16 protein-coding genes are annotated in these 24,940 nt (G+C 67.4%); 15 read left to right on the plus strand and 1 reads right to left on the minus strand.

Annotation, left to right across the window (positions count from 1 at the left end; genetic code table 11):
* Positions 1-13: 13 nt before the first annotated feature.
* The 4 genes from Pla123a_RS22310 (at position 14) to Pla123a_RS22325 (ending at position 6,337) form a co-directional block, all read left to right on the plus strand.
* Positions 14-1,573, plus strand: a complete 1,560-nt coding sequence (locus tag Pla123a_RS22310) for a PQQ-dependent sugar dehydrogenase (protein ID WP_146591178.1) — start codon at positions 14-16, stop codon at positions 1,571-1,573.
* A 115-nt stretch (positions 1,574-1,688) separates the two neighbouring features.
* Positions 1,689-3,446: an alpha-amylase family glycosyl hydrolase gene (locus Pla123a_RS22315; RefSeq protein ID WP_197528201.1), complete on the plus strand. Its 1,758-nt coding sequence runs from the start codon at positions 1,689-1,691 to the stop codon at positions 3,444-3,446.
* Between the two features lie 108 nt (positions 3,447-3,554).
* Complete coding sequence (locus tag Pla123a_RS22320; protein ID WP_146591182.1) at positions 3,555-4,160, plus strand: DUF502 domain-containing protein; 606 nt, start codon at positions 3,555-3,557, stop codon at positions 4,158-4,160.
* Positions 4,161-4,285: 125 nt separating this feature from the next.
* Positions 4,286-6,337: a choice-of-anchor Q domain-containing protein gene (locus Pla123a_RS22325; protein ID WP_146591184.1), complete on the plus strand. Its 2,052-nt coding sequence runs from the start codon at positions 4,286-4,288 to the stop codon at positions 6,335-6,337.
* Between the two features lie 18 nt (positions 6,338-6,355).
* On the opposite strand, the gene Pla123a_RS22330 is transcribed toward Pla123a_RS22325, so the two are convergent.
* The gene (locus tag Pla123a_RS22330; RefSeq protein WP_146591186.1) at positions 6,356-7,573 is read right to left on the minus strand and encodes an alginate lyase family protein; all 1,218 of its coding nucleotides are present in this window, start codon (positions 7,571-7,573) and stop codon (positions 6,356-6,358) included.
* Positions 7,574-7,802: 229 nt separating this feature from the next.
* Between Pla123a_RS22330 and Pla123a_RS22335 the strand changes: the two genes are divergently transcribed.
* The 11 genes from Pla123a_RS22335 to Pla123a_RS22385 all read left to right on the plus strand — a co-directional run bounded on the left by Pla123a_RS22335 (position 7,803) and on the right by Pla123a_RS22385 (position 24,899).
* Positions 7,803-8,495 carry a VIT1/CCC1 transporter family protein gene (locus Pla123a_RS22335; RefSeq protein WP_146591188.1) on the plus strand — a complete coding sequence of 231 codons (693 nt, stop codon included), beginning with the start codon at positions 7,803-7,805 and terminating at the stop codon, positions 8,493-8,495.
* A gap of 619 nt (positions 8,496-9,114) precedes the next feature.
* Positions 9,115-10,338, plus strand: coding sequence for a glycosyl transferase (locus Pla123a_RS22340; protein ID WP_146591190.1), 1,224 nt, complete (start codon positions 9,115-9,117; stop codon positions 10,336-10,338).
* A 90-nt stretch (positions 10,339-10,428) separates the two neighbouring features.
* Complete coding sequence (purD, locus tag Pla123a_RS22345) at positions 10,429-11,721, plus strand: phosphoribosylamine--glycine ligase (RefSeq protein ID WP_146591192.1); 1,293 nt, start codon at positions 10,429-10,431, stop codon at positions 11,719-11,721.
* 686 nt (positions 11,722-12,407) lie between these two features.
* Positions 12,408-12,779, plus strand: a complete 372-nt coding sequence (locus Pla123a_RS22350) for a hypothetical protein (RefSeq protein ID WP_146591194.1) — start codon at positions 12,408-12,410, stop codon at positions 12,777-12,779.
* A gap of 99 nt (positions 12,780-12,878) precedes the next feature.
* Positions 12,879-16,274 (plus strand): FtsX-like permease family protein, encoded by a 3,396-nt coding sequence (locus tag Pla123a_RS22355; RefSeq protein WP_146591196.1) that lies wholly within the window; start codon positions 12,879-12,881, stop codon positions 16,272-16,274.
* A gap of 115 nt (positions 16,275-16,389) precedes the next feature.
* Positions 16,390-17,475: a hypothetical protein gene (locus tag Pla123a_RS22360; protein ID WP_146591198.1), complete on the plus strand. Its 1,086-nt coding sequence runs from the start codon at positions 16,390-16,392 to the stop codon at positions 17,473-17,475.
* A 222-nt stretch (positions 17,476-17,697) separates the two neighbouring features.
* Complete coding sequence (locus Pla123a_RS22365) at positions 17,698-18,126, plus strand: MarR family winged helix-turn-helix transcriptional regulator (protein ID WP_146591200.1); 429 nt, start codon at positions 17,698-17,700, stop codon at positions 18,124-18,126.
* Positions 18,116-19,405 carry an efflux RND transporter periplasmic adaptor subunit gene (locus tag Pla123a_RS22370; RefSeq protein WP_146591201.1) on the plus strand — a complete coding sequence of 430 codons (1,290 nt, stop codon included), beginning with the start codon at positions 18,116-18,118 and terminating at the stop codon, positions 19,403-19,405. The genes Pla123a_RS22365 and Pla123a_RS22370 overlap by 11 nt, the downstream gene beginning before the upstream one ends.
* A gap of 6 nt (positions 19,406-19,411) precedes the next feature.
* A complete protein-coding gene (locus tag Pla123a_RS22375; RefSeq protein WP_146591203.1) occupies positions 19,412-22,936 on the plus strand; it encodes an efflux RND transporter permease subunit in 3,525 nt (1,174 codons plus the stop codon).
* Positions 22,937-23,013: 77 nt separating this feature from the next.
* The gene (gene pyrF, locus Pla123a_RS22380; protein WP_146591205.1) at positions 23,014-23,919 is read left to right on the plus strand and encodes an orotidine-5'-phosphate decarboxylase; all 906 of its coding nucleotides are present in this window, start codon (positions 23,014-23,016) and stop codon (positions 23,917-23,919) included.
* A 206-nt stretch (positions 23,920-24,125) separates the two neighbouring features.
* Entirely contained in the window at positions 24,126-24,899 is a 774-nt protein-coding gene (locus Pla123a_RS22385; RefSeq protein ID WP_146591207.1) for a hypothetical protein, read from the plus strand.
* Positions 24,900-24,940 lie beyond the last annotated feature (41 nt).

Consider the following 24,940-nt stretch of genomic DNA (forward strand, 5'->3'; position numbering starts at 1 on the left):
CAGAGAGAGCCCCATGCCCCACGCCCGAACCGCGTGCGCGCTGATTGCGTCGCTGCCACTTTTCCTCCAGCCCGTGCCCGCCGCGGCCCAGATCGCTGGCACGACACGGGTTGCGTCGGTCGGCGGGCCGATCTTCGCCACCCACGCGCCGGGCGATACCGACCGGCTGTTCATCGCGACCCGCAATGGCGCGATCCGCGTGCTCGACCTGACCACCGGCGCCCTGCTGCCGACGCCGTTCCTCTCGATCCCGGGAGTTAGCACCAGCGGCGAGGGGGGGCTGCTAGGCCTGGCGTTCCACCCGGACTACGCTGCCAACGGCAAGTTCTACGTGAACGTCACGCAGGACGACGACGGCGAGGTATTCCAGGGGGCGTCGGCGCCGTTCTCCAACTACGTCCACGAGTACACCGTGTCCGCCGGTGACCCGAACGTTGCGTCCGCGGCTTCGCAGCGGCAGCTGCTCGAGATCCCCCAGCCGCAGAACAACCACAACGGCGGCTGGATCGGTTTCAGCCCCAACGACGACTACCTCTATATCGGCGTGGGCGACGGGGGCAGCGGCAACGACACCGGCGCCGGCCACACGCCCAGCATCGGCAACGCCCAGGACCTGTACCTGGAAGCCTCCCGCGGCGCGCCCGCGAGCCGCAACCTGCTCGGCAAGATGCTCCGCATCGACGTCAACGGCGACGACTACCCCGCCGAAACCGACCGCAACTACGCGATCCCATCCGACAACCCGTTCGTCGGCGGCGAGATCGTCGACGACGAGATCTGGGCCTACGGCCTCCGCAACCCGTTCCGCAACAGCTTCGACCGTCAGCTCGGCGACCTCTGGATCGCCGACGTCGGTCAGGGGGTCCGCGAGGAGATCAACTTTCAGCCCGCCGACAGCACCGGCGGGGAGAACTACGGCTGGCGGCTCCGCGAGGGCGACATCCAGACGCCGAGCTCTGGCATCGGCGGCCCGATTCCCCCCGACTACGTCGGGCCGGTCTACGACTACGACCACGGCGGCTCGCAGTTCAGCGGCAACTCCGTCACCGGCGGCTACAGGTACCGAGGCCCCGACCCGTCGCTCCGTGGGCAGTACTTCTTTGCCGATTTCGCCCGCGAGCACGTGTGGCGGTTCGACCCGGCCGACCCCGACGCCACCGTTGAGAACATCAACACACTCATCACGGCAGACGTCGGCACGGTCGACCAGATCGCCGCCTTCGGCGAAGACGCCGACGGCAACCTGTACATTGTCGACCTCGGCGGTCAGGTATTCAGGATGAACACCGCGATCATGATCACCGGCGACTACGACGGCAGCGGCCTCGTCGACGACGCCGACTACGCCGTCTGGGCGGCGCAGCTTGGCGACTCCGGCGCGCTCACCGCCGACGGCAACGCCGACGGCGTGGTCGACGCCGCAGACTACACCGTCTGGCGGGACAACTACGGGCGCTCGCTCCCTGGCTCGACCGCCGCCACCCCGGCGCCCGAGCCTGCGGGTTCCGCCCTGTGGGCCGCCGCGGCGCTCGCCTGGGGCGTATTCAGGCGGCGGAAAACCTTGCCGCGCTGATCATTGGCGCCCAATGCTTCGGCCCGCTGTGCGGGCATGGGCATCGCAAACGGCTGTGGAATGTGCAACAATGCGGCCCCCGCCTGCTGCCACCTTCCGCCCCGGGAGTCCCGCCTTGCCCGCAAAGCCCCTGCCGGCTGCGTTCACTGAACGCCTGCAAAAAGTTTACGGATCACGCGCCGAACAGACGGCCGCGATGATCTGCGAGTCCATCGCCCCGGTCGCCGCACGGCTGGCCGAGGACGCCCCGCAGCAGGGCCCGCGGTGGACCCAGAACGACATCGTCCTGATCACCTACGCGGACCAGGTCCGCTCGGACGATGCGAGCCCGCTCGCGACGCTGCACCGCTGGCTCAAGCGGGAACGGCTAGACGGCTTCATCAACACGGTGCACCTGCTGCCGTTCTGCCCCTACTCGTCCGACGACGGCTTCTCGGTAATCGACTACCTAGAGGTCGACCCCGACTCGGGAACCTGGGACGACATCGCCGCCCTCGGCGGCGACTTCCAGCTGATGTACGACCTGGTGCTCAACCACTGCTCGCAGCACAGCGCGTGGTTCCAGGCGTACCTGCGGGGCGAGGAGCCTTACACGCGGTTCTTTATCGACGCCTCGCCGGCCGAAAACCTCAGCCAAGTGGTGCGGCCGCGGAGCCTGCCGCTGCTCTCGCCGTACCCGACCGCCGCTGGCGAGAAGCACGTCTGGACCACGTTCAGCGCCGACCAGGTCGACCTCAACTACGGCGAGCCCGCCGTTCTGGCCGAGATGCTCCGCGTGCTGCTGGAGTACGCCCAGCGTGGCGCCCGCATCGTCCGCCTCGACGCCGTGGCGTTCCTGTGGAAGCAAATCGGCACGACCTGCCTGCACCTGCCGCAGACGCACGAGATCGTCAAGATCTGCCGCGACCTGCTCGAGGCCCACTCGCCGCGGACGCTGGTCCTCACCGAGACCAACGTCCCGCACGCCGAGAACGTCAGCTACTTCGGCCAGGTCGACCCGGCCGACGGCCAGGGCGACGAGGCCCACATGGTCTACAACTTCAGCCTGCCGCCGCTGCTGCTAGACGCGTTCGTCAACGGCGACGCCACGGCCATCCGCGCGTGGCTCAGCAGCCTGGCGCCGCCGCCTCCCGGCTGCACGTTCTTCAACTTCACCGCCTCGCACGACGGCGTCGGCGTGCGGCCGCTGGAGGGTCTGGTCTCGCCGCAGCGGTTCGACAAGGTGATCGCCGCGGTCAAGGCGCGGGGCGGCAAGATCAACACCCGCCGCGCCGCCGACGGGACCGACACGCCCTACGAGCTCAACATCGCCTACGTCGACGCCATGGCGCCCGACGCCGACGCCAACGGCCACGTTGACGAGGAGCTGCACCTCCGCCGCTTCCTCACCTCGCAGGCGGTGATGCTCGCCCTGCAGGGGATGCCGGCGGTCTACTTCCACAGCCTGGTCGGCACCCGCAACGACTACGCCGGCGTCGAACAGAGCGGCCAGAACCGCCGCATCAACCGGCACAAGTACACGCTCGCCGAGCTCGACGAGCGGCTCTCGCACCCCGGCTCCCTGCAGCGCCGCATCTACGACGGCCTGTGCGAGCTGCTGGCCCTGCGGATCGCCCAGCCGGCGTTCCACCCCGAGGCCAAGCAGCGTGTGGTCGACCTGGGGAACGACCGCGTGCTGGCGTTCCTGCGCTCGGCGACCGACGGCTCGCAGCAGATCCTGGCCGTGGTCAACTTCTCGCCGCACGAGGAGTCGTTCGAGCTGCCGACCGAGCCCGGTCCGCTGTACAACCTGCAGACCGGCGAGCCGAGCGAGCCGGGCGGCGAGTTCACGCTGCCGCCCGGGGGGTTCTGCTTCCTATCGGCGAGCGAGTAGACCCGCGTTGCCTGCCCCGACCGTCCGGCTTCTCTTGTCCCCGCCAGCGGCGGCGCTGTAGGTTGGCCGCTCTCGAATAATTGCCAGAGCACCGGGGATGACAGCGGCATGATCGACCACGTCACGCGCAAGATCGGCTTCCTCAAGACCACCGCCATCGGCGGGCTGGTGTTCCTGTTGCCGCTGATCGTGATCGGCTTCTTCGTCGGACAACTGGTGCCGATCGTGCTGGCGGTCGCCAAGTTCTTGAACGAGACCCTCGGCTTCCAGTCGGCAACCGGCTACCTGATCCTCTTGGCTCTGTCGGTGCTGGTGATCGTGCTGATCTGCTTCGCGGCCGGCATTGTCGCCCGCTGGACGATCGGCAAGCGGGTGGGCGGGTTTGTCGAGCGGAACCTGACAATGATCTTCCCGCGGTACTCGATCTACAAGGACCAGCTCGCCGGCGGCCTAGACGCCGCGTCGCTCCGCGGGCGGATGAAGCCCGCGCTGGTGGACATCCACGGGATCAAGCGGCCGGTGCTCGAGATCGAACGCTCGCTCAGCGGCGTGGTCACCATCTACCTGCCCGGCGCGCCCGACCCTTGGAGCGGCACGATCGGCTTTGTGGAGCCCGACCAGGTCACGCCGATCGAGACCGACCTGGGCGAGTTTCTGGCGTCGTTCGAACGGCTTGGTCGCGGCGCGGCCGCAGCGGCAAGGTTGGCGCGGTAGCGGCAATAACGTGAGCTTCCTACGCCAAGCTTGCAATAAACCGCAAGGCGGCTGTAGAATACAAAAACGCCGCACGAGGTCAGGGGCACGACCGCGGCCGCTATTCTCTCGATCGGAACCGCAAGATGCGTAGGCACTCTCGTCGCACCGGGCGCTCGCGTCGCCCAGGCACGGCCCGTCGGCGTCCCCTCTCTGGCTTCCAGCACCTCGAAGACCGCCGGCTGATGGCGGTGCTCTCGGTCGACAACCTCAACGACAGCGGCGCGGGCAGCCTCCGCGCGGCGATCGACGAATCCAACGCCTCGCCCGGCGCCGATGTCATCTTGGTCGCCGTCGAGGGGACTATCGAGCTGCAGAGCCGCCTGCCCGTCATCACCGACGGCCTCAACCTCATCGGGCCGGGCGCCGAGCTGCTCACGCTCGACGCCCGCGGCGTGCTCGAACCCCGCTCCGACCCAGCAGACCGCGCAGACGCCAGCCACTTCCTTGTCGACGATGGCGACGACACGCGGGAGTCGCTGGTCAGCATCTCCGGCATTGGCATGACCGGCGGCTCCACATCGGCGGTCGCTAATTTTGAGACGCTATCGCTGACGGGGTGCGATGTCTTTACGATCCACGACGACGTGACCTCGCAAGGCGGCGTGATAAACTACGGGTTCGCAGCAATTGCAGGCTGCCGATTCACGTCGCTCTTGGGCGTGGGCGTGCTGAATTACGGAGCAGCGTCCTTATCTGCTTCTTCGTTTGAACGGTCGCTGTTAGGCGGCCGCGGCTCCAACGCGGGCCCCTCGATTGTGAATTGGGGTTCCGGCTTAGTTGACAATTGCGAGTTCCTCGAAAACTCGGTGCTTGCTATCGCGAACCGATACGGCCCGGGTCTCCTGATCAACAACTCCCGGTTTGTCGATAACCGCCAGGGAGCGATCAACAACGGAATGGAAGCCGCTTTAGAAGTCGTCAACTGCTCCTTCGAAGCAAATCGTGGCGGTTCAGGCAACGCGATTTACAACGAAGGTACGGCTAAAGTACGGGCGAGCTCGTTCATCGGGAACGTGGGCGGCGACGGTGGCGCCATTCACAACGCCGAGAACCGCGGATACGACGTACCCGGCGTGCTGACAATCTCTGGGTGCCTGTTTGCTGACAACCAGGCTTCGAGAGGAGGCGCGCTTTTCGACAACGGGACCACGCTGATCACCAACAGCACCTTCACCAGCAATACGTCTGCGTTCAACGGCGCAGCGATCATCACGCATACGACGAGCGATGTGGAGGTTGTCAACTGCACCTTTACTGATAACGGGATCTTGTCGTCATCGACATTTGAGATCGTTGGAGCCATCGCCCCGTTTGGAGCACTGACGCTAATCAACACCGTCGTCGCTCAGACGGCTGGCACAAAGTCGATCGCCGGCGACGTACCGGTATCGGGGTCCAACAACCTCGTTGAAGACGGGAGCGACGGACTCCCCGACACGATTGTCGCCGACCCGCTGCTAGGTCCGCTCGCGTTCAATGGCGGGCCAACGCTCACGCACGCTCTGCTTCCGGGCAGCCCGGCGATCAATGCCGGTAAACTAGCGACGACCGAACCCGGCTACTACGACCAGCGTGGCGCGCCCTACGATCGCAGTGTAGGCTTCATTGACATTGGGGCGTACGAGGCGCAGGGCAAAGTGACAGCGGCCCCGGGCGACTACAACCGCGACGGGCGTGTCAACGCCGCTGACTTCACATTCTGGAAGTCGCGAGCTCAACCTTGGCCGTCTACTGCTCCGCTCAACTCTGCAGACGGCGATGGCGACGGTCAGATCAACCAGACGGACTACCAAGTCTGGCGGAGCCACTACGGCTTCACCTACGACCTGCCCGCGGCCAACACGATTGTTGACCCGACTGGCGACGGGGACGCGTTCGTGGCGGTTGCTTCGCCCTTCGCCGCGACCCAGCAGGCGACGCGTCCGCTTAGCCGCCCGACTGCCCGGGCCATGGCGCCGACGCAGGCGAGCCACCAGGCAAGCCAGCAGTCGCAGCTGCTCAACACCGTACGGCCCCGCCAAGCGCCGCAGCGGATCTCGCTAGCCACGCCGCAGGCCCCGTCGGACACGGGCTACGATGATGACTCGAAGGCGGGCGCCGATGAGGTATTCGCCGCGTGGGGCGAACTGCTTTGAAAACATGAACGGCCTTGCTCACTCGAGCGTCGCGGTCAGAGTGCCGTATCCGAGGTGGTCGAAGCCGCCGCTGTTCTGTCCGTAGTCGCCGCCGCCCCCTTCGGGCCGGGCCTTCTCGGCCATCCGCGTGGTGTACGGGGCCGACAGGCCCTGACGCACAACGTAGTGGTTGTAGACGCGTTCCCAGACCGGCCGAAGCTGGCCGCGGCCGTGCGGGCTGATCTGGTCGTGGCGGCCGTGGCTGCTGTTGTTGTACGGGGCGAACGGGACCTCCTCGCCCAGGTTGTACTTGGCGACGTATTCGCAGCCCTTCAAGAAGCGGTTGTCGTCGTGACCGTAGAGGTCGTCGCCCTGCTTCCAGGCCATCTCGCAGATATCCCCCATCAGGCCGATCCCCATCAGCGAGTGGCCCTGGTCGCGGCCCGACTCCTGCCACTGCCCCAGGCCGTCGGGGTGGACATGGCAGACCGCCTGGGCCACGGCGCCGTTGCCGTCGCCGTGTCGGAAGTAGTCGACCGCCTGCTGGTAAAGGTCGGGGCGGTCGCACAGCACGCCGATCGCCATCAGCGACGCCATGTTGCAGAGGTCCCAGTTGGCCCAGTAGTGGTCGATCTTGGTCCCGTTGTGCAGCGCCAAGAACCGCTGATTGATTGGCAGGAAGACCTCGAGCATCATCCGCTGGAACCGGGTCTGGTCATCCTTCGCCCAGCCGTCGTAGCCGCGGAGCAGCTCGGCGGCGTTGGCGAATTGATAGCCGTAGATGCCGGCCGCCAGGCAGACGTCGGTTGAGCCACTGAGCCGCTTGAGCTGCTTCGACCAGGCGTTGAGGATCTCGACCGCCTTGTCGGCGTAGCGGTCGTCGCCCGACACCCGCCACCGCAGGCCACAGGCGTAGGCGGCGGCAATGTCGTTGAACAGCAGGCGGTAGTTCTCGGGCTCGGTGTGCAGGCGGTCGCGGCCGCGCACGACGACCTCCGCGGGCCGCGGCGTATAGTCGAGTGACGCGTGCCCATTCGCCACTAGCTTCTCCCAGCCCGAACGCCACGGCGCCCGGTCAACGTTCGCCCGGATCCGAGCCAGGTCGGCCTCGCCGTGCAGCAGGCCGGGATGGACCAGCGGTGCGGCGGTGGACTCGGCGGCTTGCCCCCCGGGACCTTCTTGGTCGGGGACTTTGTCTTCAGCCGCGGCGAAACTCGAGAGCAACATGAGCAGCAGCACTACCAGGTGAATTCGCATGGGCCTCTTCTGCGTGTCGATGAGTATCTGCGTGGCCATGGGGAGTCGGGGGCGCCCCGCCAACGGTCCGCTGCCGATTATTGTACCCAACCAGAGTAGTCGGCGTTTACGCGGCCCGCCGCGGCGCGGCCTGCGGCAATTGGTCGCTGGAAACCACGAATCGGCCGGGCGGCCGGTTTGGTAGAATCGGGCGGCTTGCAGGCCGCCCCCTTCTAACCCGGAAACTCGCGTGCCCCGCCACCCAGAACTCCACCGCACCGACCGCATCGGCTGGCTGCGGGCCGCCGTCCTCGGAGCCAACGACGGCATCGTCTCGACCGCCAGCCTGGTGGTGGGCGTCGCGGCGTCCGACGCGACGCACGGCAGCATTATGCTGGCGGGCGTCGCCGGGCTGGTCGCCGGGGCGATGTCGATGGCCGCCGGCGAGTACGTGTCGGTCAGCTCGCAGGCCGACACCGAGAACGCCGACCTAGTGCGTGAGCGAGCCGAACTAGCGACCGACCCCGACGCCGAGCTGACGGAGCTGACCGCCATCTACGTCGACCGCGGGCTGGAGGAGCCGCTCGCCCGGCAGGTCGCCGTGCAGCTGACCGAGCACGACGCGCTGGGGGCGCACGCCCGGGACGAGCTTGGGATCTCCGACACGATGAGCGCACGGCCGGTGCAGGCCGCTGTGGCATCGGCCGCCATGTTCGCGATCGGGGCGGCGCTGCCGCTGGCGACCGCGTTTGCTCTGCCGCAGCAGCGGATCCCGCTGCTGGTGTCGCTGATCTCGCTGTTGTTCCTGGCGCTGCTGGGCGGGGTGTCGGCGGCCGCCGGCGGGGCGCCCATCGCCAAAGGGGTGGCCCGCGTGACCTTCTGGGGAGCGCTGGCAATGGCCGCGACCGCCGGCGTCGGCGCAATCTTCGGCGTTGCGGCCTAGGAATGACTCCGAGATTACTTCCGCTGTTTTCTTGAAGCCTTCTTACCTACCCCGTCGAGCCTCTCGGGGAGGGGGAGAGAACGGGGACTGGTCTTCTGAGTCGTTCCTGCGGGCGAAAGTCTGCTGCTCGGGAGCGGCGGTCGCTGCGTCGACGTCGCCAGATCCTGGTCGAAAAGAGCCACTCAGCGCGGTCAAATAGGGGTCCCGCCGCACGCTGCACCGGGGCTGTTTGACAGAAAAATAGAGCCTGTGTGCGACGCGCGGCCACCGACCTCGCCTCGCAACAATCAGGGGAGAAGCCCATGGTTGCGTCGGCGCCGAAAGACCCACAGACACTCGTCGAGTGTGCGGAGGCTTTTGTCCGCAGGAGCGGGCAGAAAGGGACAAAAGTCGCCGCCTAGAGACGGCCGACGAGAACCAAGACCCTGCTATAGAAGCGTCAAGCGGCCTCCGGGGCCGACCGCGGCGCTCGACTTTTGTCCCTAAGATTGCGTGTCGTAATTAGGGACAAAAGTCGGCCGGTCCCGTGGCATCGGAGGGCCGGCATTCGCGGTCCCACGGTTTGCGTCTAGAATGGCCCGGACCCCACGACGTGATTCGACCAACCCCAGGAGACGCGATGCCAGACTTTGCCCAACGCGGGCCGATCACCACGCTGCACGACCTCGGCACGGTCGAGATCGGGACGCTCGAGGCCGAGCTGCGCGAGTCCGTGCGGCGGAGCCCGATCGGGCTGGTGCTGCCGATCACGGCCTCGGACATGCGGGCGGCGCCGTTTGCCAACATCACGCAGAAGCTCGGCGAGGCAGACTATGTCGATACGGTGACCGTGGTGCTCAACCGGGCCGACTCGCCCGAAGACTACCGCGAGGCGGCCCGACTGTGCGCCCCGATGGGCGACCGGGTGCAGCTGCTGTGGACCGACGGGCCGCGTGGCACGGCGGCTCTAAACGAGTTGCTCGAGGCCGGGTTTGACGTCTCGAAGCCGGGCAAGGGCCGGGCCGTGTGGTTCGCGTTCGGGCACCTGCTGGCCGACATCAAGCTGAAGGCGTTCGTGCTGCAAGACGGCGACATCGTCGGCTACGACAACGAGATGCTGATCCGGTTGTCGCTGCCGATGGCCCACCCGGGCATGGACTTCGACTTCTGCAAGGCCTACTACGCGCGGTGCACCAACAAGATGCACGGCCGTGTGGTGCGGCTGCTGGTGGTGCCGTTCGTGCGGGCGTTGATTACCGTGATGGGCAACGACCCGTACCTAGTTTTCCTGCGGAGCTTCCGCTACCCGCTGGCGGGCGAGTTCGCCATCACGTCGACGCTGGCCCGGTCGAACCGCATCCCGTGCGACTGGGGGCTGGAGGTCGGCACGCTCAGCGAGGTGTTCCGCAACACGTCGCCCAAGCGGGTGGCGCAGGTCGACATCGCGCGGCTGTACGAGCACAAGCATCAGCCGCTGTCGCTGGAAGACCCCACCACCGGCCTGATGAAGATGGCCTCGGACATCCTCCGCAACATCATCCGCACGCTGGCCAGCCGCGGCACGGTGTTCGGCACGGGGCACTTTATCTCGCTGCGGTCGGCCTACCTGCGGCTGGCGCAGGACGCAATCCGGCAGTACCACGCCGACAGCCTGATGAACGGCCTGGACTACGACCGCCACAGCGAAGAGCAGGCGATCGAGGGCTTCGCCGAGCTCATCACCCAGACCGGCCAAGCGGTGTCGGACGACCCGTCCGGTGAGCCGGCCCTGCCGACCTGGACCCGCGTCATGACAGCGTTCCCCGAGTTCCCGCTGCGGCTCCGCGAGATCGTCAAGCTGGACCGCGAAGAGTACCTCGATTAGCGGCCGATCCGGCGGCTGCCGCGGGACCGGCCGAAACGGTAAGATGGCTGCCCACGAGTTTTCGCTAGTTCGGAGTAAGGGACGTTCGAGATGAAGGTACTGGTAGTCGGCAACGGCGGGCGCGAGCACGCCCTGGCCTGGAAACTTGCGCAGAGCCCCCGGGCGGACACGGTGTTTGTGGCACCGGGCAACGCCGGCACGCTGGGCGAGGCCGAGCTGGGCGTCAAGAACGTCGACATCCCGAGCGACGACGTCGCGGGCCTGGTCAGGTTCGCCAAGGAGAACGAGATCGGCCTGACCGTGGTCGGCCCCGAGGCGCCGCTGGTCCTGGGGCTGGTCGACGCGCTGCAGGAGGCCGGGCTGCGGGCGTTCGGCCCCAGCAAGCAGGCCGCCGAGCTCGAGGGGAGCAAGGTGTTCTGCAAGGACCTCCTCCGCCACGCCGACGTGCCGTCGGGCGACTACAAGGCGTTCAAGGACGCCCAGGGCGCCCTCAGCTACCTGAACGACCGCGAGGACGTGCCGCTGGTCGTCAAGGCCGACGGCCTGGCGGCCGGCAAGGGCGTGGTGGTGTGCGACAACCGAGCCGAGGCGATCGACGCGGTCGAGCGGATCGCCGGGCGGCGGGAGTTCGGCGACGCCGGCGCACGGCTCATCATCGAGGAGCGGCTGCACGGGCACGAGGCCTCGGTCCTGGCGATCACCGACGGACGGACCATCCTCACACTGCCGCCGGCCCAGGACCACAAGCCGGCCGGCGACGGCGACACCGGCCCCAACACGGGCGGCATGGGCGCGTACTGCCCTACCCCGCTGCTTTCGGAAGAGCAGCTCGCCATGGTCGAGGAGACCGTGCTGGTGCCGACCGTGCACCACATGAAGCGTAAGCGGCGGCCGTTCCAGGGCGTGCTGTACGCCGGTTTGATGATCACCAAGCAGGGCCCCAAGGTGCTGGAGTACAACGTCCGGCTGGGCGACCCCGAGTGCCAGCCGCTGTTGATGCGGTTGAAGACCGACCTGCTCGAGGTGCTCGACGCCGCGGTCGACAAGCGGCTCGAATCGCTGCCGCCACTGGAGTGGGACCCGCGTCCCGCGGTCTGCGTCGTGATGGCGAGCGAGGGGTACCCGGGGGCCTACGAGAAGGGCTTCCCGATCCGCGGCCTGGACGACGCCGCCGCGCTGCCCGACGTCAAGGTATTCCACGCCGGCACCAACATGATCAATGGTTCGGTGGTGAACGTCGGCGGCCGGGTGCTGGGCGTGACGGCCCTGGGCGACACCATCTCTGGAGCGAAACTACAGGCCTACAAAGCGGTTAAGTGCATCCGCTGGCAGGGCGCCTGGTGCCGCAAGGACATCAGCGACAAGGCGATGACCTACCAGTAACGCCGTCGCTGCTAGATCAATATTTGGTGCAAGAACGCGATTAGGGTAGAATTTCGCAGGAACACTCCGGCCCCTGTTTCCGTAGTAACCGCGTGCAAAGACTCCTCCGCCAACTCGCTCTGCTGCTAGCCGCCGCTGGGACCGTTGTCCCGTCGCAGGCGGTTGCGGACTGCCATTGTGCGGAAAAGCGGGCTCTCGCCGCCGCGGGGGCCACACCGGAGTGTTGTGCGGGTTCATCGTGCTGCTCCGGCAAGTCGGCGAAGCACGAGGCCGCCGGTTGCTGCCTCAAAGCGAACGCGGGAGCTGCGGAAGTGGCGTGCTGCTCGACCCTGGGCTGCCGCTGCGAGGGCTGTGATGGTTCGCGTCCGACGCCGCCGCAGATCAATCAGATAAGTTCTATCGGCCACGCCACGCTAGTGGCGACCGCCGTCTACCCGCCGCTGCCGGCAATGCCAGCAGTGGCGCCGCTGCGAGAGAGCGTCTCGCTCTGTCCCCCGACCCCGCTAGCAGGCCCGCCGCCCGGCGTGCGTCCGCAGGCGGTTCTGTGCGTGTGGATCATTTGATAAAGCCGCTTCGTGCGCGACTCCTAGCGGAGCTATCACGAAGCCAAGGTTGAATCAAACGCCCCCGGGCTGCTATACGCCCGGGAGCCATTCCTCACGTAACCAAGTCTGGAGACAAATCTGATGACTAGCTCGTTGAAGTTTGCCGTGCTGCTCGCCGTGATCGCGGTCGGGCTGTTCGCGTACCGCTCGACCGCGGGCGACAAATCCGAGGCCCTGTCGGCCACGACCGCCGCTTGCGATTGCGGCGACGACTGCAAGTGCGACCCGTGCAAGTGCGGCGAAGGCGAGACCGCCTCGTGCTGCCAGGACGGCGTCTGTGCGAAAGAAGGTTGCTGTGCGTCTGACGGCTGCGAGTGCTGCACCGGCGGCACATGCGACTGCGACGCCTGCGAGTGCGAGGACGGCCAGTGCGACGGCGCCTGCGCCGGCTCGTGCTGCACCAAGGACGAGGCCGCCTGCTCGGGCTCGTGCTGCTCGAAGGAAGCCGCCTAGTCTGGCTCAGGCCAATACGAGTGATTGAGACGCCCCTCCGGCGATATTGTTCGCCGGAGGGGTTTTGTAATTTGGCCGCGATCGGCGAAACTTGGGCGTATGAACCGCTCCCAAATCGTCACCCGCAGCCTGCGGTACTACTCCCGAAGCAACGTGGCGCTGGCGCTCGGCGTCGCCGTGGCGACTGCCGTGATGACCGGCGCCCTGCTGGTCGGCGAGTCGGTCCGCGGCAGCCTGCGGGACTTGGTCACCGAACGGCTCGGCGAAATCGACTACGCGTTGGCGGCTCCCCAGCCGTTCCGGGCGAAGCTCGCCGACGAGTTAGCCGCCGCGGAAGGGTTCGCCGAGCACTTCGACTTGGCGACCCCCGCCCTGCTGCTGCAGGCGACCGTCACCCACCGCGCCGACGGCCAGACCCGCCGGGTCAGCGATGTGCAGCTGCTGGGCGTCACCCACGACTTCGGCCGCTTCGACAACACACACGACAAGCTCGAACGGGCGTGGGACATCCCCCCCGGCGAGGCGTGGATCACCCCCAACGTGGCGCACGGCCTGGGCGTCAGCCAGGGGGACGACATCTTCCTGCTGCTGCCGAGCACTAGCGCAATCCCAGCCGACAGCCCACTCGGCGAGAAGCAAGACACGACCGTCGGCCAGCGTTTCAAGGTTGGCAGGATTCTGCCCGATCACGGCATCGCCCGGTTCACCCTGCAGCCGACCCAGCGTCCGCCGAGCTCGGTGTTTGTTTCGCTCGCCGACGCCCAGCAGGCGGTCGAGCTAGAGGAATCGGCCAACCTGCTGCTGGTCGGCGCCGAGAAGCCGGACGCCGACGGCGGCGAGTGGCTCGACGCGGCCCTCCGCCCGACGCTCGAGGACTACGGCGTGTCGCTCCGCTCAGCGGCAGGCGGCAAGGCGGTGCAGATCGAATCAAGACAGCTCGTGCTGTCCGACAAGTTGGTCGAGATCGCCGAGCAGGCCCTGGCGGACGAACCGCGGCAGCCGGTCGTGACCTACCTTGCCAACACGCTGCGGGACGGCGAGAAGTCAATCGCGTACTCGATGGTCTCCGGCATCGACTCGCTCAAGTCGGTCGGCCCGCTACGCAACGGGGTGGGAGAGCCGATTGAGCTAGGGCCGGACGAGGTCGCCCTTAACGACTGGGCCGCCGAGGCGTTGGGGGCGAAGCTGGGCGACGAGATCAGCCTCACCTACTACGCCCCCGAGAGCACGCACGGCGAGCTGACCGAGGAGGCGCCGCTCAGGCTCCGCCTGGCGGCGATCGCGCCGCTGCAGGACGGGAATGGCAAGCCTACCGCGGCGGCCGACCCGGCGCTGACGCCTCAGCTCGAGGGAGTCACCGACGCCGACAGCATCAACGACTGGGACCTACCGTTCGAACTGACCGAGCCGATCACCCAGGCCGACGAGGACTACTGGGACGCCCACAGCACGACGCCCAAGGCGTTCGTCTCGCTGTCAACCGCCAAGCGCCTGTGGGCGACCCGCTGGGGGACGGTCAGCCTGCTGCGGGTTGCGGCGCCGGCGGACCGCTTGACGGACATCGCGGCCCGCCTCCGCGACGCGATCGCGCCGGCCGACCTCGGCCTCGTGTTCCGCCCGATCAAGCAGCAGGGCCTGGCCGCCGCCAGCGGCACAACGCCGTTCGACGGGCTGTTTTTTGGGTTCAGCATATTCCTGATCGGCTCGGCGGTGCTGCTGATTGCGCTGCTGTTCCGCCTCGGGGTTGAGCAGCGTGCGCGGCAGGTCGGGGTGCTCGGCGCCGTTGGCTGGACCGCGCCGCAGATCCGCAAGGCGTTGACGAAGGAGGGCCTGATTGTCGCGGAGCTGGGCGCGGCGGTTGGCGTGCTCGGCGGGATCGCCTACGCGTGGTTGATGCTGGCCGGCCTCCGCACGCTGTGGGTCGACGCGATTGTCACGCCGTTTATCTTCCTGCACCTCTCGCCGCTGAGCCTCGGCATCGGCTACCTGGTTGGGCTGTTCGTGGCGTGGGCCGCCATCGCGTGGTCGCTGCGGGGTCTGCTCAAGGAGTCAACCCGCACGCTGCTCAGCGGCGGCGCCCACGACACGGCGTCTGCCAAGCCGCCGAGCCGCTACGGCCGCTGGCTGCGGCCGCTGCTGCTGACGGGCGCGGGCGGGCTCGCGGTGTTGGCCACGACCCTGCGGGGCGAGGCCCAAGCAGGCGCGTTCTTCACCTGCGGGGTGCTCGCGTTGACGCTGCTGGTGCTCGAGATCCGGCGTTGGATGGTCAGCCGGAACATCACCCACGCCGCGCCGCGTCGGTACGGCATCAACTCGCTCGCCCTCCGCAACCTGGCCCGCACGCCGACCCGCTCGCTCCTGACGATCGCGTTGGTCGGCTCGGCGAGCTTCCTGATCCTGGCGATCGGAGCCTTCCGGCTTCCGCCCACCGAGGCTGGAACCGGCGGGTACGACCTCGTCGCGCAGAGCGACCAGCCGCTGCACTACGACCTCAACACCGCAGACGGCCGCCGGGAGTACGCCTTCCGCCGCGGCGACTCGGCCCGATTTGCCAACTGGCAGATCGACTCGCTCCGCGTCTACGACGGCGAGGACGCCAGCTGCCTGAACCTGTACCAGACGTCGCAGCCGCGTGTGCTCGGGGCGCCCGAAGGATTCGAGCCCCCGTTCGACTGGGCCGATTTCCGCTCGCCGCGCAGCCTGAAGGGGGCGAGCGGCTGGACCGACCTCGCCACGGACCTGGGCGCCGACGAGGACGGACGGCCCGTCGTCCCCGTGGTGCTCGACTTCAACACCGCGATGTACAGCCTCAAGCTCTATGGCGGGGTGGGGTCGCGGCTCACGATCGAGGACTCGGCCCAGAGCGAGGTGACCCTCGAGGTTGTCGGGCTGCTCAAGAACAGCCTGCTGCAAGGCGACCTGCTCATGTCAGAGGCCAACTTCCTGCGACTATTCCCTGATACGGGCGGCTACCGGTTCTTCCTCGTCCGATCGAAGCTCCCCGACGCCAAACTCGACTCGTTCGCCGGGTTGCTCGAAGACCGGCTCAGCGACTACGGACTCGACGTGCAGCCGGCCCGCGATCGGCTGGCCGGGTTCCTGGCGGTGCAGAACACCTACCTGTCGACCTTCCAGACGCTAGGCGCCTTGGGGCTGCTGCTCGGCGCTGTCGGCGTGGCGGTGGTGCAGCTGCGGAATGTCGCGCAGCGGCGCGGCGAGCTTGCGCTGCTACGCGCCGCCGGCTTCACCGCGGGACGGCTGGAGTCGCTCGTGCTCCGCGAGAACCTGGCGCTGCTCGCCGGCGGGCTGGCTACCGGCGCCCTCGCCGCGCTGGTTCCGCTTGCCCCCCAGGCGCTCCAGCACAACACCCGCTTCCCGTGGCTGAGCACGGCGGCGTTGGTTGGCGTAATCGCCGTCGTCGGGCTCGTGGTCGGCTGGCTCGCTACCCGCAAAACCATCAAGCTCCCGCTGCTGCCGGCCCTGCGGAGCGAGTGAAACCGACCCGTCGCTCGGCAAGAAACGCGGCTGACGGGTCTATCGACCAGGCGGCCCGCCGCTTACATTGCAGTTCCGCTCACCTCTACCTCCCTCCCGCCCAAGCGTAAGCCGTATGCGTGGAATGCTGTTCGTCGTCGCGTCGTTCGCCCTCACCGTCTTGTGCTGGGGCGTGTACGGTCCGGTGCTTCACTGGGGAGCGGCCGACATGTCGACGATCCCGGGCGGCCACGCCCGGCTGCTGCCGTTTGTGTGCGTCGGTCTGGCGTACTTTGGGGTCGGCGTCGTGGCTCCGCTGGTCTGGCTCTGGACGCGCGGCGAGCAGGGCCATTGGACCACCAGCGGCGCGGTGCTCAGCCTGATCGCCGGCACGCTGGGCGCCATTGGTGCGTTGGGGATCATCATGGCCTTCACCTTCGGCGGCAAGCCGTCGTACGTGATGCCGCTGGTGTTTGGCGGCGCCCCGGTCGTGAATTCGTTCATTACGATTTACCTGGCGGGCAAGGCTAAGGAAATCGGTCCCGTGTTTCTGGCCGGCCTGATCATGGTCGTGCTGGGGGCGGTCACCGTGCTGATGTTCAAGCCGGCCGCGAAGCCCCACGCCGAGGATTTGAGGCCCGCCGAAGCGGCGGCCGCCGACGTCGACGGCAACGGTGATCGCGAGGGGGTCGTCGACGAGGCCGGGAGCTTCGTGCTGCAGATGCTCTCTATCGCCACGGTCGTGGTCTGCTGGGGCGCGTACGGACCGATGCTGCACAAGGGGCAGGCCGCGATGGCCAACAGCCGCATGCGGCCGCTGCTGTGTGTAGGGATCGCCTACTTCCTGATAGCCGTGGTTGGTTCCGAACTCATCCTGAGCGTTAAGCCCGAGCCAAGTCACTGGAATCCTAGCGGCACTTTCTGGAGTCTGATGGCCGGCGCCGCGGGGGCATTCGGAGCATTGGGCATCATCCTGGCGTTTAATTTCGGCGGCAAACCGGTGTACGTGATGCCGCTGGTGTTCGGCGGGGCGCCCGTAGTCAACACGTTCTTCACGATTGTCGCCGCCGGCAGGTTCACCGAGATCCACCCCTTCTTCTGGGCGGGGCTGATTTTGGTAATCGCGGGCGCCGCGATCGTGCTGGTGTTTGCGCCCCGTGGCGGCCCGCCCAAGGTTGAGAAGAAGGCCGAGAAGGCCCCGGAGCCGACCCCGTCGGCTTAGCTGGCCGCGGCGAGTACCCACTAGCGGCCTAACCGGGGCGCTAGCCGCCTTACTTGGGCGCCTGCAGCCAGTCGGCGCGCCGCGGCAGACCGAACACCGCTGGACACCGAAGTGCAAGCCGTTCTGGCTTCCTTGGGGGAGTACATTCGGGTTCTCAGCGCGTACACTAATTAGTACGCTAATAATTGCGCACCCACCCGTTTGGACCCCACGGCCCCCATCGTGATTAAGTACGACTTCGAAGAGAGCATCGGGTACTGGTTGACCGTCACGCACCAGGCCTATATCCGCAACCTCGAGTCGACGCTCGCGCCGCACGGCATCACCTTCCGTCAGGCTCAGGTGCTGGGATACCTGGCAATCGAAGGCCCGCTGTCGCAGGCAGAGCTTGCGTCGAAGATGCTCATTGAACCCCCCAGCCTGGTCGGGGTGATCGACCGCATGGAGGCCAACGAACTAATCGAACGGCGCCCCTGCCCCAACGACCGGCGGAAGAAGATCATCCATACCCTAGCTTCCGCCAACCGCGTCTGGAAGAAGGTTGTCAAGTGCGCCAAGCAGGTCCGCAGCCAAGCGACCGACAACCTCACCGAACGCGAACAGGCGACGCTCAAGCGTCTGCTCGAAAAGGTCCGCAACAATGTCACCTAAGTTTCTGGTTTTAACGTCACTCGGCTGGGGCCTGTTGGTCGGGACACCGGCGACCGCCCAGCCCGGCGGCGGCGCATCGCCGGCCGTAGCGGCCCGGGCGGTGTTGCGCGAGGTGACCGACTCGCAGTCGTTTGTTGGAACGGTAACCCCGGTGAAGCGGGCGGTCGTCGGCAGCGCCGTGGCGGGCCGTGTGATCGAGTGCCCGTTCGAAGAAGGCGACCGGGTCGAAGCGTTCCAGAAGCTCGCGCAGCTGCTCACCGAGACCATCTCGCTCGAGATCGCCGCGGCCGAGGGTGAGTTCGAACTCCGCACCCAGCAGCTCGCCGAACTAGAGAACGGCTCGCGTCCCGAAGAAATCCAGCAGGCCCAGGCTCGGATGCAGGCGGCCGAGGCCCGCCGCGACTTCCTGGCCGCCCGCCGCGACCGACTGCAAGCGATCTACGAACGACGCGGGGCGGCCATCTCGGAAGACGAACTCCAGGAAGCCCGCGCCAACGCGGCCGAGGCCGAGCAGATCTACCTCGAGGCCTCCGCCGCGCACGACCTGGCGGTCGCCGGCCCTCGCCAGGAGGTCATTTCCCAGGCCAGGGCCCAGGTCCAGATTCAGCAGGCGGTGGTCGAGAAGCTCAAGGATCAGCGCAAGAAGTACACGGTCAGCAGCAAATTCGACGGTTACGTCGTGTCCAAGCAGACCGAGGTCGGCGCGTGGCTCAACCAGGGCGACCCCGTGGCCGAGGTCGTTTCGGTCGACAGCGTCGACGTCGACGTCCAGGTGGGCGAGCAGAGCCTCCCCTTCATCAGCCCCGGCAAGCAGGTCCAGGCGGTCTTCCCCGCGCTCCCCAAGCGGGTGTTCGAGGGCACGGTGCTGGCGGCCGTGCCGCAGGGCAACCTCCGCACCCGCACCTTCCCGGTGAAGGTCCGCATCAAGAACGAGATCACCGACGCCGGGCCGGTGCTCAAGCCCGGCATGTACGCCCGCGTGACGCTGCCCACCGGCGGCGCGGTGCAGGCGGTCATGGCGCCCAAGGACGGCGTCATCCACGGCGGCGTGACTCCCATGCTGTACGCGATCGACGGGGCGACGCCAGTCGGCCAAGCCGCCGCGGTGCGGCCCGTCCCCGTGGAGTTGGGGGTCGCCGAGGGCGGTCTGATTCAGGTTACCGGGCAGCTCAAACAGGGCGACCTCGTCATTGTGCAGGGCAACGAGCGGCTCCGCCCGGGGCAAGAAGTCACCATCACGAAAATCATCGGCGAGGGCGGCGTCTCGGCGCGCAGGTAGGTCTGTATGAACATCGTCGAATCGCTAGTCCGCAACCCGGTCAAGGTGAGCGTCGGCGTCCTGCTGGTGGTGCTGTTCGGCACCGTGGCGATGACCAAGCTGCCGATGCAGCTCACCCCCGAGGTCGAGACCCCCACCCTCACGATCACGACCCGCTGGCCCGGCGCCAGCCCGGCCGAGGTCGAGCAGGAGATCGTTATTGAGCAGGAGGACCAGCTCAAGGGCGTCGAGGGCGTGCAGAAGATGTCGTCGGAGAGCAAAGACTCGTCCGGCGAGATCACGCTCGAGTTCGCCGTCGGCGAGGACATGGACAGCGCCCTGGCCAAGGTCACTAGCGCGCTGAGCCAGGTTCCTGAGTACCCAGAAGATGTCGATCTACCGGTGGTGTCGTCGGCCAACAGCTCGAGCCGGCCGATCGCCTGGTTCATCCTCAGCGTCCTGCCGGCCGACGACGCCGCGATCCAGGCGTTCGCGGAGGCCCACCCGGCGCTAAAGAGCCAGCTCGCTCGGATCAAGGCGACCACCAACATCGGCCTGCGGATGTACCGCCTGCGGGAGCTCGCCGCCGAGCACCCGGAGGCGACGGCGCTGCTGCCACCGGAGGACCTGAAGGTCGACCAACTCAAGCGGTTCGCCGAGGACGAGCTGGCCGACCGCTTCAAGAACGTCGACGGCGTGGCGCAGTCCAACGTGATCGGCGGCCTCGAGGAAGAGCTGCAGGTGATCGTCGACATGGAACGCCTGGCCGCCCGCCAGGTCACGCTCACCGCCCTGCGGGACGTTCTGCGGCTGGAGAACAAGAACACCTCGGCGGGCGACATCTGGGACGGCAAGAACCGCTACGTCGTGCGCCTGGACGGCCGCTTCGACTCGCCGCAGCGGGTGCTGGAGCTGCCGCTGGCGGTCCGCGACGGGGCCCCGGTCTACGTGCGGGACGTGGCGGACGTGCGGTTCGGCTTCAAGAAGCCCGACGGCCTGGTGCGCCGGTACGGCGAGGAAAACATCGCGGTGAACGTCGTCCGCGAGACCGGCGCCAACGTAATCGACGTCATGACCGGCCTGCACGAGGTCAACGACTACCTCAACACCGAGATCCTCAACCCCAAGGGCCTGACCCTCGCCCAGGTGTACGACGAGACCGACTACATCGAGTCGTCGGTCAACCTTGTGCAGCAGAACATCTTTGTTGGCGGCGCCCTGACGATGGTCGTGCTGATGGCGTTCCTGCACCTCGGCTTCCGCACGCTAATGGTGGCGCCGCTGGTGCTGGCGACCGCGGTCGCGTCGGTCTACGTCAGCCCGTGGTGGTTCGTAGTAAGCCTGGCCCTGATGGTCGGCGCCGGGCTGTGGTTCGCCCGCGGGGCCCTGGTCGTCGGCCTGGCGATCCCGGTGAGCATCATCGGCACCTTCCTAGTGCTGCAGGGCCTAGGGCGTTCGCTGAACGTGATCAGCCTGGCCGGAATGGCGTTCGCAGTCGGCATGCTGGTCGACAACGCGGTGGTGGTGCTCGAGAACATCTACCGTCGGTACACGTCGCTCGGCGAGTCGCCGCTGGTCGCCTCGGTGCGGGGTACCCAAGAGGTGTGGGGCGCGGTCTTGTCGTCAACGCTCACTACAATCGCGGTGTTCTTGCCGGTCGTGTTCGTCGAAGAAGAGGCGGGGCAGCTGTTCCGCGACATCGCGCTCGCCATTAGCGCGGCGGTTGGCCTGTCGCTGGTCGTGTCGGTCACGCTGATCCCCACAGCCGCGAGCCGGCTGTTCAAGCAACACCGCTCGACCGGCCCCGACGGCAAACCTGCCGAGGAACCCCGCCCTCCAGCCACCGCCAGGGCGCTCAACCGGGTCGGCGGCGGCCTGATCGGTTCGGTGGTCGCCGTCAACCGCTGGGCCCAGGGCGGCGTGCTCCGCAAGCTGGCCACGGTGGTGCTGCTGATTGGCCTGGCGGTCGGACTGAGCTGGTCGCTGTGGCCCCGCGTCGAGTACCTGCCGACAGGAAACCGCAACCTGGTGATTGGGTTTGTGGTGCCCCCGCCCGGCTACAACATCAACCAGCTGCTCGAGCTCGGACGCACGGTCGAGGCGGAGCTCAAGCCGTACTGGGACGTCGAGCCCGGCGTGAATGTCAAAGACCTCGACGCGCCCGGCATCTACGACTACTTCTTCGTGGTCCGTGGTCGCTCGGTGTTCATGGGCGTGCGTGCGCTCGACCCGCTCCGGTCGGGCGAGCTGGTCGACCTGCTGTCGCCTGCGCTGCGTAAGTCCCCCGGCGCGTTCGGCATCGCCAAACAGACCAGCCTGTTCGAGAACGGCCTGAGCGCCGGGCGGACGGTCGACATCGAGATCACCGGCCCCAAGGTCGAGAAGCTGGTCGGTATTGGCGGCCAGATGTTTGGCACGTTGAGGCCAACCGATCCGACCTCGCCTTACTTCGGCTGGCAGGTGCTGCCGAAGCCGAGCCTCGACCTGTCGAGCCCCGAGCTGCACGTGACGACCAAGTCGCTCAACGCCCGGGCGGTCGAGATGCCGGCTCAGGACCTCGGCTTCGCGGTCAACGTGATTGTCGACGGCGCCTACGTGAGCGACTACTACCAGGGCGGCAAGAAAATCGACCTCACGGTGATGAGCGAGGGCCGGTTTGCCGACCGCACGCAGCGGCTCGACTCGGCGCCGATCGCCACGCCCGACGGCCAGCTGGTGCCGCTCAGCGCGGTGGCCGACATCGCCTATGGCAGCGGCCCCGAACAGATCAACCACCGCGAGAAGGTCCGCTCGGTGACGCTGCAGGTGACGCCGCCGGAAAACGTCGCGCTCGAGGACGCCATGCAACGGATCGACGAAGAGATCGTCGCCCCGCTGAGGGCGAGCGGCCAGCTTGAGGGGGGCTACCGCATCGCGCTGGCCGGCACCGCCGACAAGCTCAGCGAGACCTGGAAGGCCCTCCGCTTTAACGTGATGCTGGCGCTGCTGATCACCTACCTGCTGATGGCCGCGCTGTTCGAGTCGTGGATGTACCCGCTGATCATCATCCTCAGCGTGCCGCTCGGCGCCGCGGGCGGCGTGCTCGGTTTGTGGGTCCTGAACCTGTTCGTGCTGCAGCCGCTCGACGTGCTGACGATGCTCGGGTTCGTGGTGCTGATCGGCACCGTGGTAAACAACCCGATCCTGATTGTGCACCAGTCGCTAATCCACCTCCGCGAGGACGGCATGACGCCACGCGACGCCATCCTGGAGAGCGTCCGCACCCGCATCCGCCCGATCTTCATGACCACCACCACGACGGTGCTCGGCCTGCTGCCGCTGGTGCTCTTCCCGGGCGCCGGCAGCGAGCTGTACCGCGGTATCGGCAGCGTGGTGCTAGGGGGACTGATCGTGTCGACCATCTTCACGCTGCTGCTGGTGCCGACACTATTCAGCCTGCTGCTGGAGATCCTGCCGCCCTCGGTGCAGGAAGACCACCAGGGGTCCGCCCCGCGTCGCCTGCCTGAAGAGATGATGCGCCGCCCGTCGCCCGCGGAGAGCTTTGTTGGCTAGCCGCGGCCTACGCTTCGGCCGGGCGATTGGCTATCCTGTGGGGGCTCGAATCCCCTCATCCCAACTATCAGCCCGCCGTGCCGAATTACGCCGATACGCTCGCCGAACTTGTCCGCAGCCACAAGAGCCCGCTGGTCGTCGGCATCGATCCGCGGTGGGACCAGCTGCCCGACGCGCTGCGTCAGGGGGAATCGCTCGCCGACAAGGCCGAGGCGTACCGGCGGTTCTCGATCGGCGTGATCGAGGCCGTGGCCGAAATTGTCCCCGCGGTCAAGCCGCAGGCGGCGTTCTTCGAGGAACTCGGCCCTGCCGGAATGGCCGCCCTCGGCGACGTCATCGCCCGCGCCCACGGCAACCGGATCCAGGTCATCCTCGACGGCAAGCGGAACGACATCGGCTCTACCGCCGAGGCCTACGCCCGCGGCATCCTGGGCCGCGAGAGCCCGTGGGGCGCCGACTCGCTAACGGTCAGCCCCTACCTGGGCGATGACAGCCTGGCGCCGTTTGTCACCACCGCCATCGAACGCGACGCCGGGCTGTACGTGCTGGTCAAAACTTCCAACCCCGGCGGCAAGCTCTGGCAGGACCAGCTCATTGACGGCAAGCCGCTGTACCGGCTGGTCGGCGAGCACGTTGAGCACCTGGCCGAGAAGACCGCCGGCGAATGCGGCTACGGGATCGTCGGCGCGGTGGTCGGGGCGACCTACCCCGAGCAGCTCGCGGAACTCCGCCAGGCGATGCCGCACACCTGGTTCCTGGTGCCCGGCTTCGGCGCCCAGGGGGGCGCCGCCGCGGACGTCGCGGGGGCGTTCGACCAGAACGGCCTGGGGGCTGTCGTAAATAGCAGCCGCGGTGTGATCTTTGCCTACAACCGCCCCGAGTACGAGCGTTTCGGCCAGGCCCGCTGGCAGGAAGCCGTCCAGCAGGCCGCCCGTGACGCCACCGACCAGCTCCGCGACGCCACGCCGGCGGGCTCGCTGTAGCGGCCGCCGACAGCCTCACGAGCCAGCTCACGGGCCACCTTCTAGGCCGGCTCACGGTGCGGCTCTCGTTTTTTCTCGAAACCCACCGCCAAGGCAGGGGTTCAGAATCTAGACGCCCGAGCCACGACCTCGCCCGGTCTCGGCGGCCCGTTGGCCGCTTGCTGGCGACGCGTGTGCGGGCCTTATCGAACACAGGAGCTTTCAAGATGCGGAACATGATGATTGCGTTGACGGCCGTGCTGGTCGTGGCGTTGGCGGCGACAGACGTGATGGCCCAAGGCCGCGGTGGTCGCGGCGGCGGCTTTGGCGGGCGCGGCGGCGGTGGCGGGCAGATGGGCGCCATTCGCCTGCTCAGCGTCGAGAAGGTGGCCCAGGAGATTGGGCTGACCGACGAGCAGTCCGCCGAGATCCGCGAGTTTGCTCAAGAGCAGCGTGGCTCGCGCCCGCAGCGGGGCAACTTCCGTGACATGACCGACGAAGAACGCCAGAAGATGCGTGACGAGCGCGCCGCGCAGCAGACCGAGCAGCAGAAGGCCGAAACCGAGAAACTGGCGAAGATCCTTGACGAGGGTCAGCTAAAACGGCTTGAGGAGATTAAGCTCCAGATTCAGGGCGCCGGGGCGCTGCTGGTTGCGGACGTGCAGTCGAAGCTGGGCCTCTCAAGCGAGACCGTGTCCGCCCTCGAGAAGGCGGCCGCGAAGAACCGCGAAGAGATGATGTCGCTGTTCCGCTCCGGCGACCGCGACGGCTTCCGCGAGAAGGCGACCGAAATGCGGGCCTCGATGGAAAAAGAGATGCTCGGCCTGCTCACCAGCACCGAGCAGGAGCAGTTCACCGCGATGCAGGGCGAGAAGCTTGATGTCTCGATGCAGGATTTGATGGGCGGCCGCGGTCAGGGTGGCCAGAACGCCCGTGGCAATCGCGGCAACCGCGGTCAGGGAGGTCGGCCGCAGCGGGATGGCGGTTCGGAGCTCGAGTAGCCCGATCGCCGGGCGCCAGACCAATCGGTTACGGCGCGTCA

The organism is Posidoniimonas polymericola, assembly GCF_007859935.1.
In the GTDB taxonomy this organism is placed as follows: domain Bacteria; phylum Planctomycetota; class Planctomycetia; order Pirellulales; family Lacipirellulaceae; genus Posidoniimonas; species Posidoniimonas polymericola.

Bases quoted from the DNA above. Each gene is read 5' to 3' on its own strand.
- Pla123a_RS22330 (WP_146591186.1), bottom strand. From the start codon at position 7,573: ATGCGAATTCACCTGGTAGTGCTGCTGCTCATGTTGCTCTCGAGTTTC.
- Pla123a_RS22320 (WP_146591182.1), top strand. From the start codon at position 3,555: ATGATCGACCACGTCACGCGCAAGATCGGCTTCCTCAAGACCACCGCC.
- Pla123a_RS22340 (WP_146591190.1), top strand. From the start codon at position 9,115: ATGCCAGACTTTGCCCAACGCGGGCCGATCACCACGCTGCACGACCTC.
- Pla123a_RS22355 (WP_146591196.1), top strand. From the start codon at position 12,879: ATGAACCGCTCCCAAATCGTCACCCGCAGCCTGCGGTACTACTCCCGA.
- Pla123a_RS22310 (WP_146591178.1), top strand. From the start codon at position 14: ATGCCCCACGCCCGAACCGCGTGCGCGCTGATTGCGTCGCTGCCACTT.
- Pla123a_RS22325 (WP_146591184.1), top strand. From the start codon at position 4,286: ATGCGTAGGCACTCTCGTCGCACCGGGCGCTCGCGTCGCCCAGGCACG.
- Pla123a_RS22375 (WP_146591203.1), top strand. From the start codon at position 19,412: ATGAACATCGTCGAATCGCTAGTCCGCAACCCGGTCAAGGTGAGCGTC.
- Pla123a_RS22350 (WP_146591194.1), top strand. From the start codon at position 12,408: ATGACTAGCTCGTTGAAGTTTGCCGTGCTGCTCGCCGTGATCGCGGTC.
- Pla123a_RS22360 (WP_146591198.1), top strand. From the start codon at position 16,390: ATGCGTGGAATGCTGTTCGTCGTCGCGTCGTTCGCCCTCACCGTCTTG.
- Pla123a_RS22370 (WP_146591201.1), top strand. From the start codon at position 18,116: ATGTCACCTAAGTTTCTGGTTTTAACGTCACTCGGCTGGGGCCTGTTG.
- Pla123a_RS22385 (WP_146591207.1), top strand. From the start codon at position 24,126: ATGCGGAACATGATGATTGCGTTGACGGCCGTGCTGGTCGTGGCGTTG.
- purD (WP_146591192.1), top strand. From the start codon at position 10,429: ATGAAGGTACTGGTAGTCGGCAACGGCGGGCGCGAGCACGCCCTGGCC.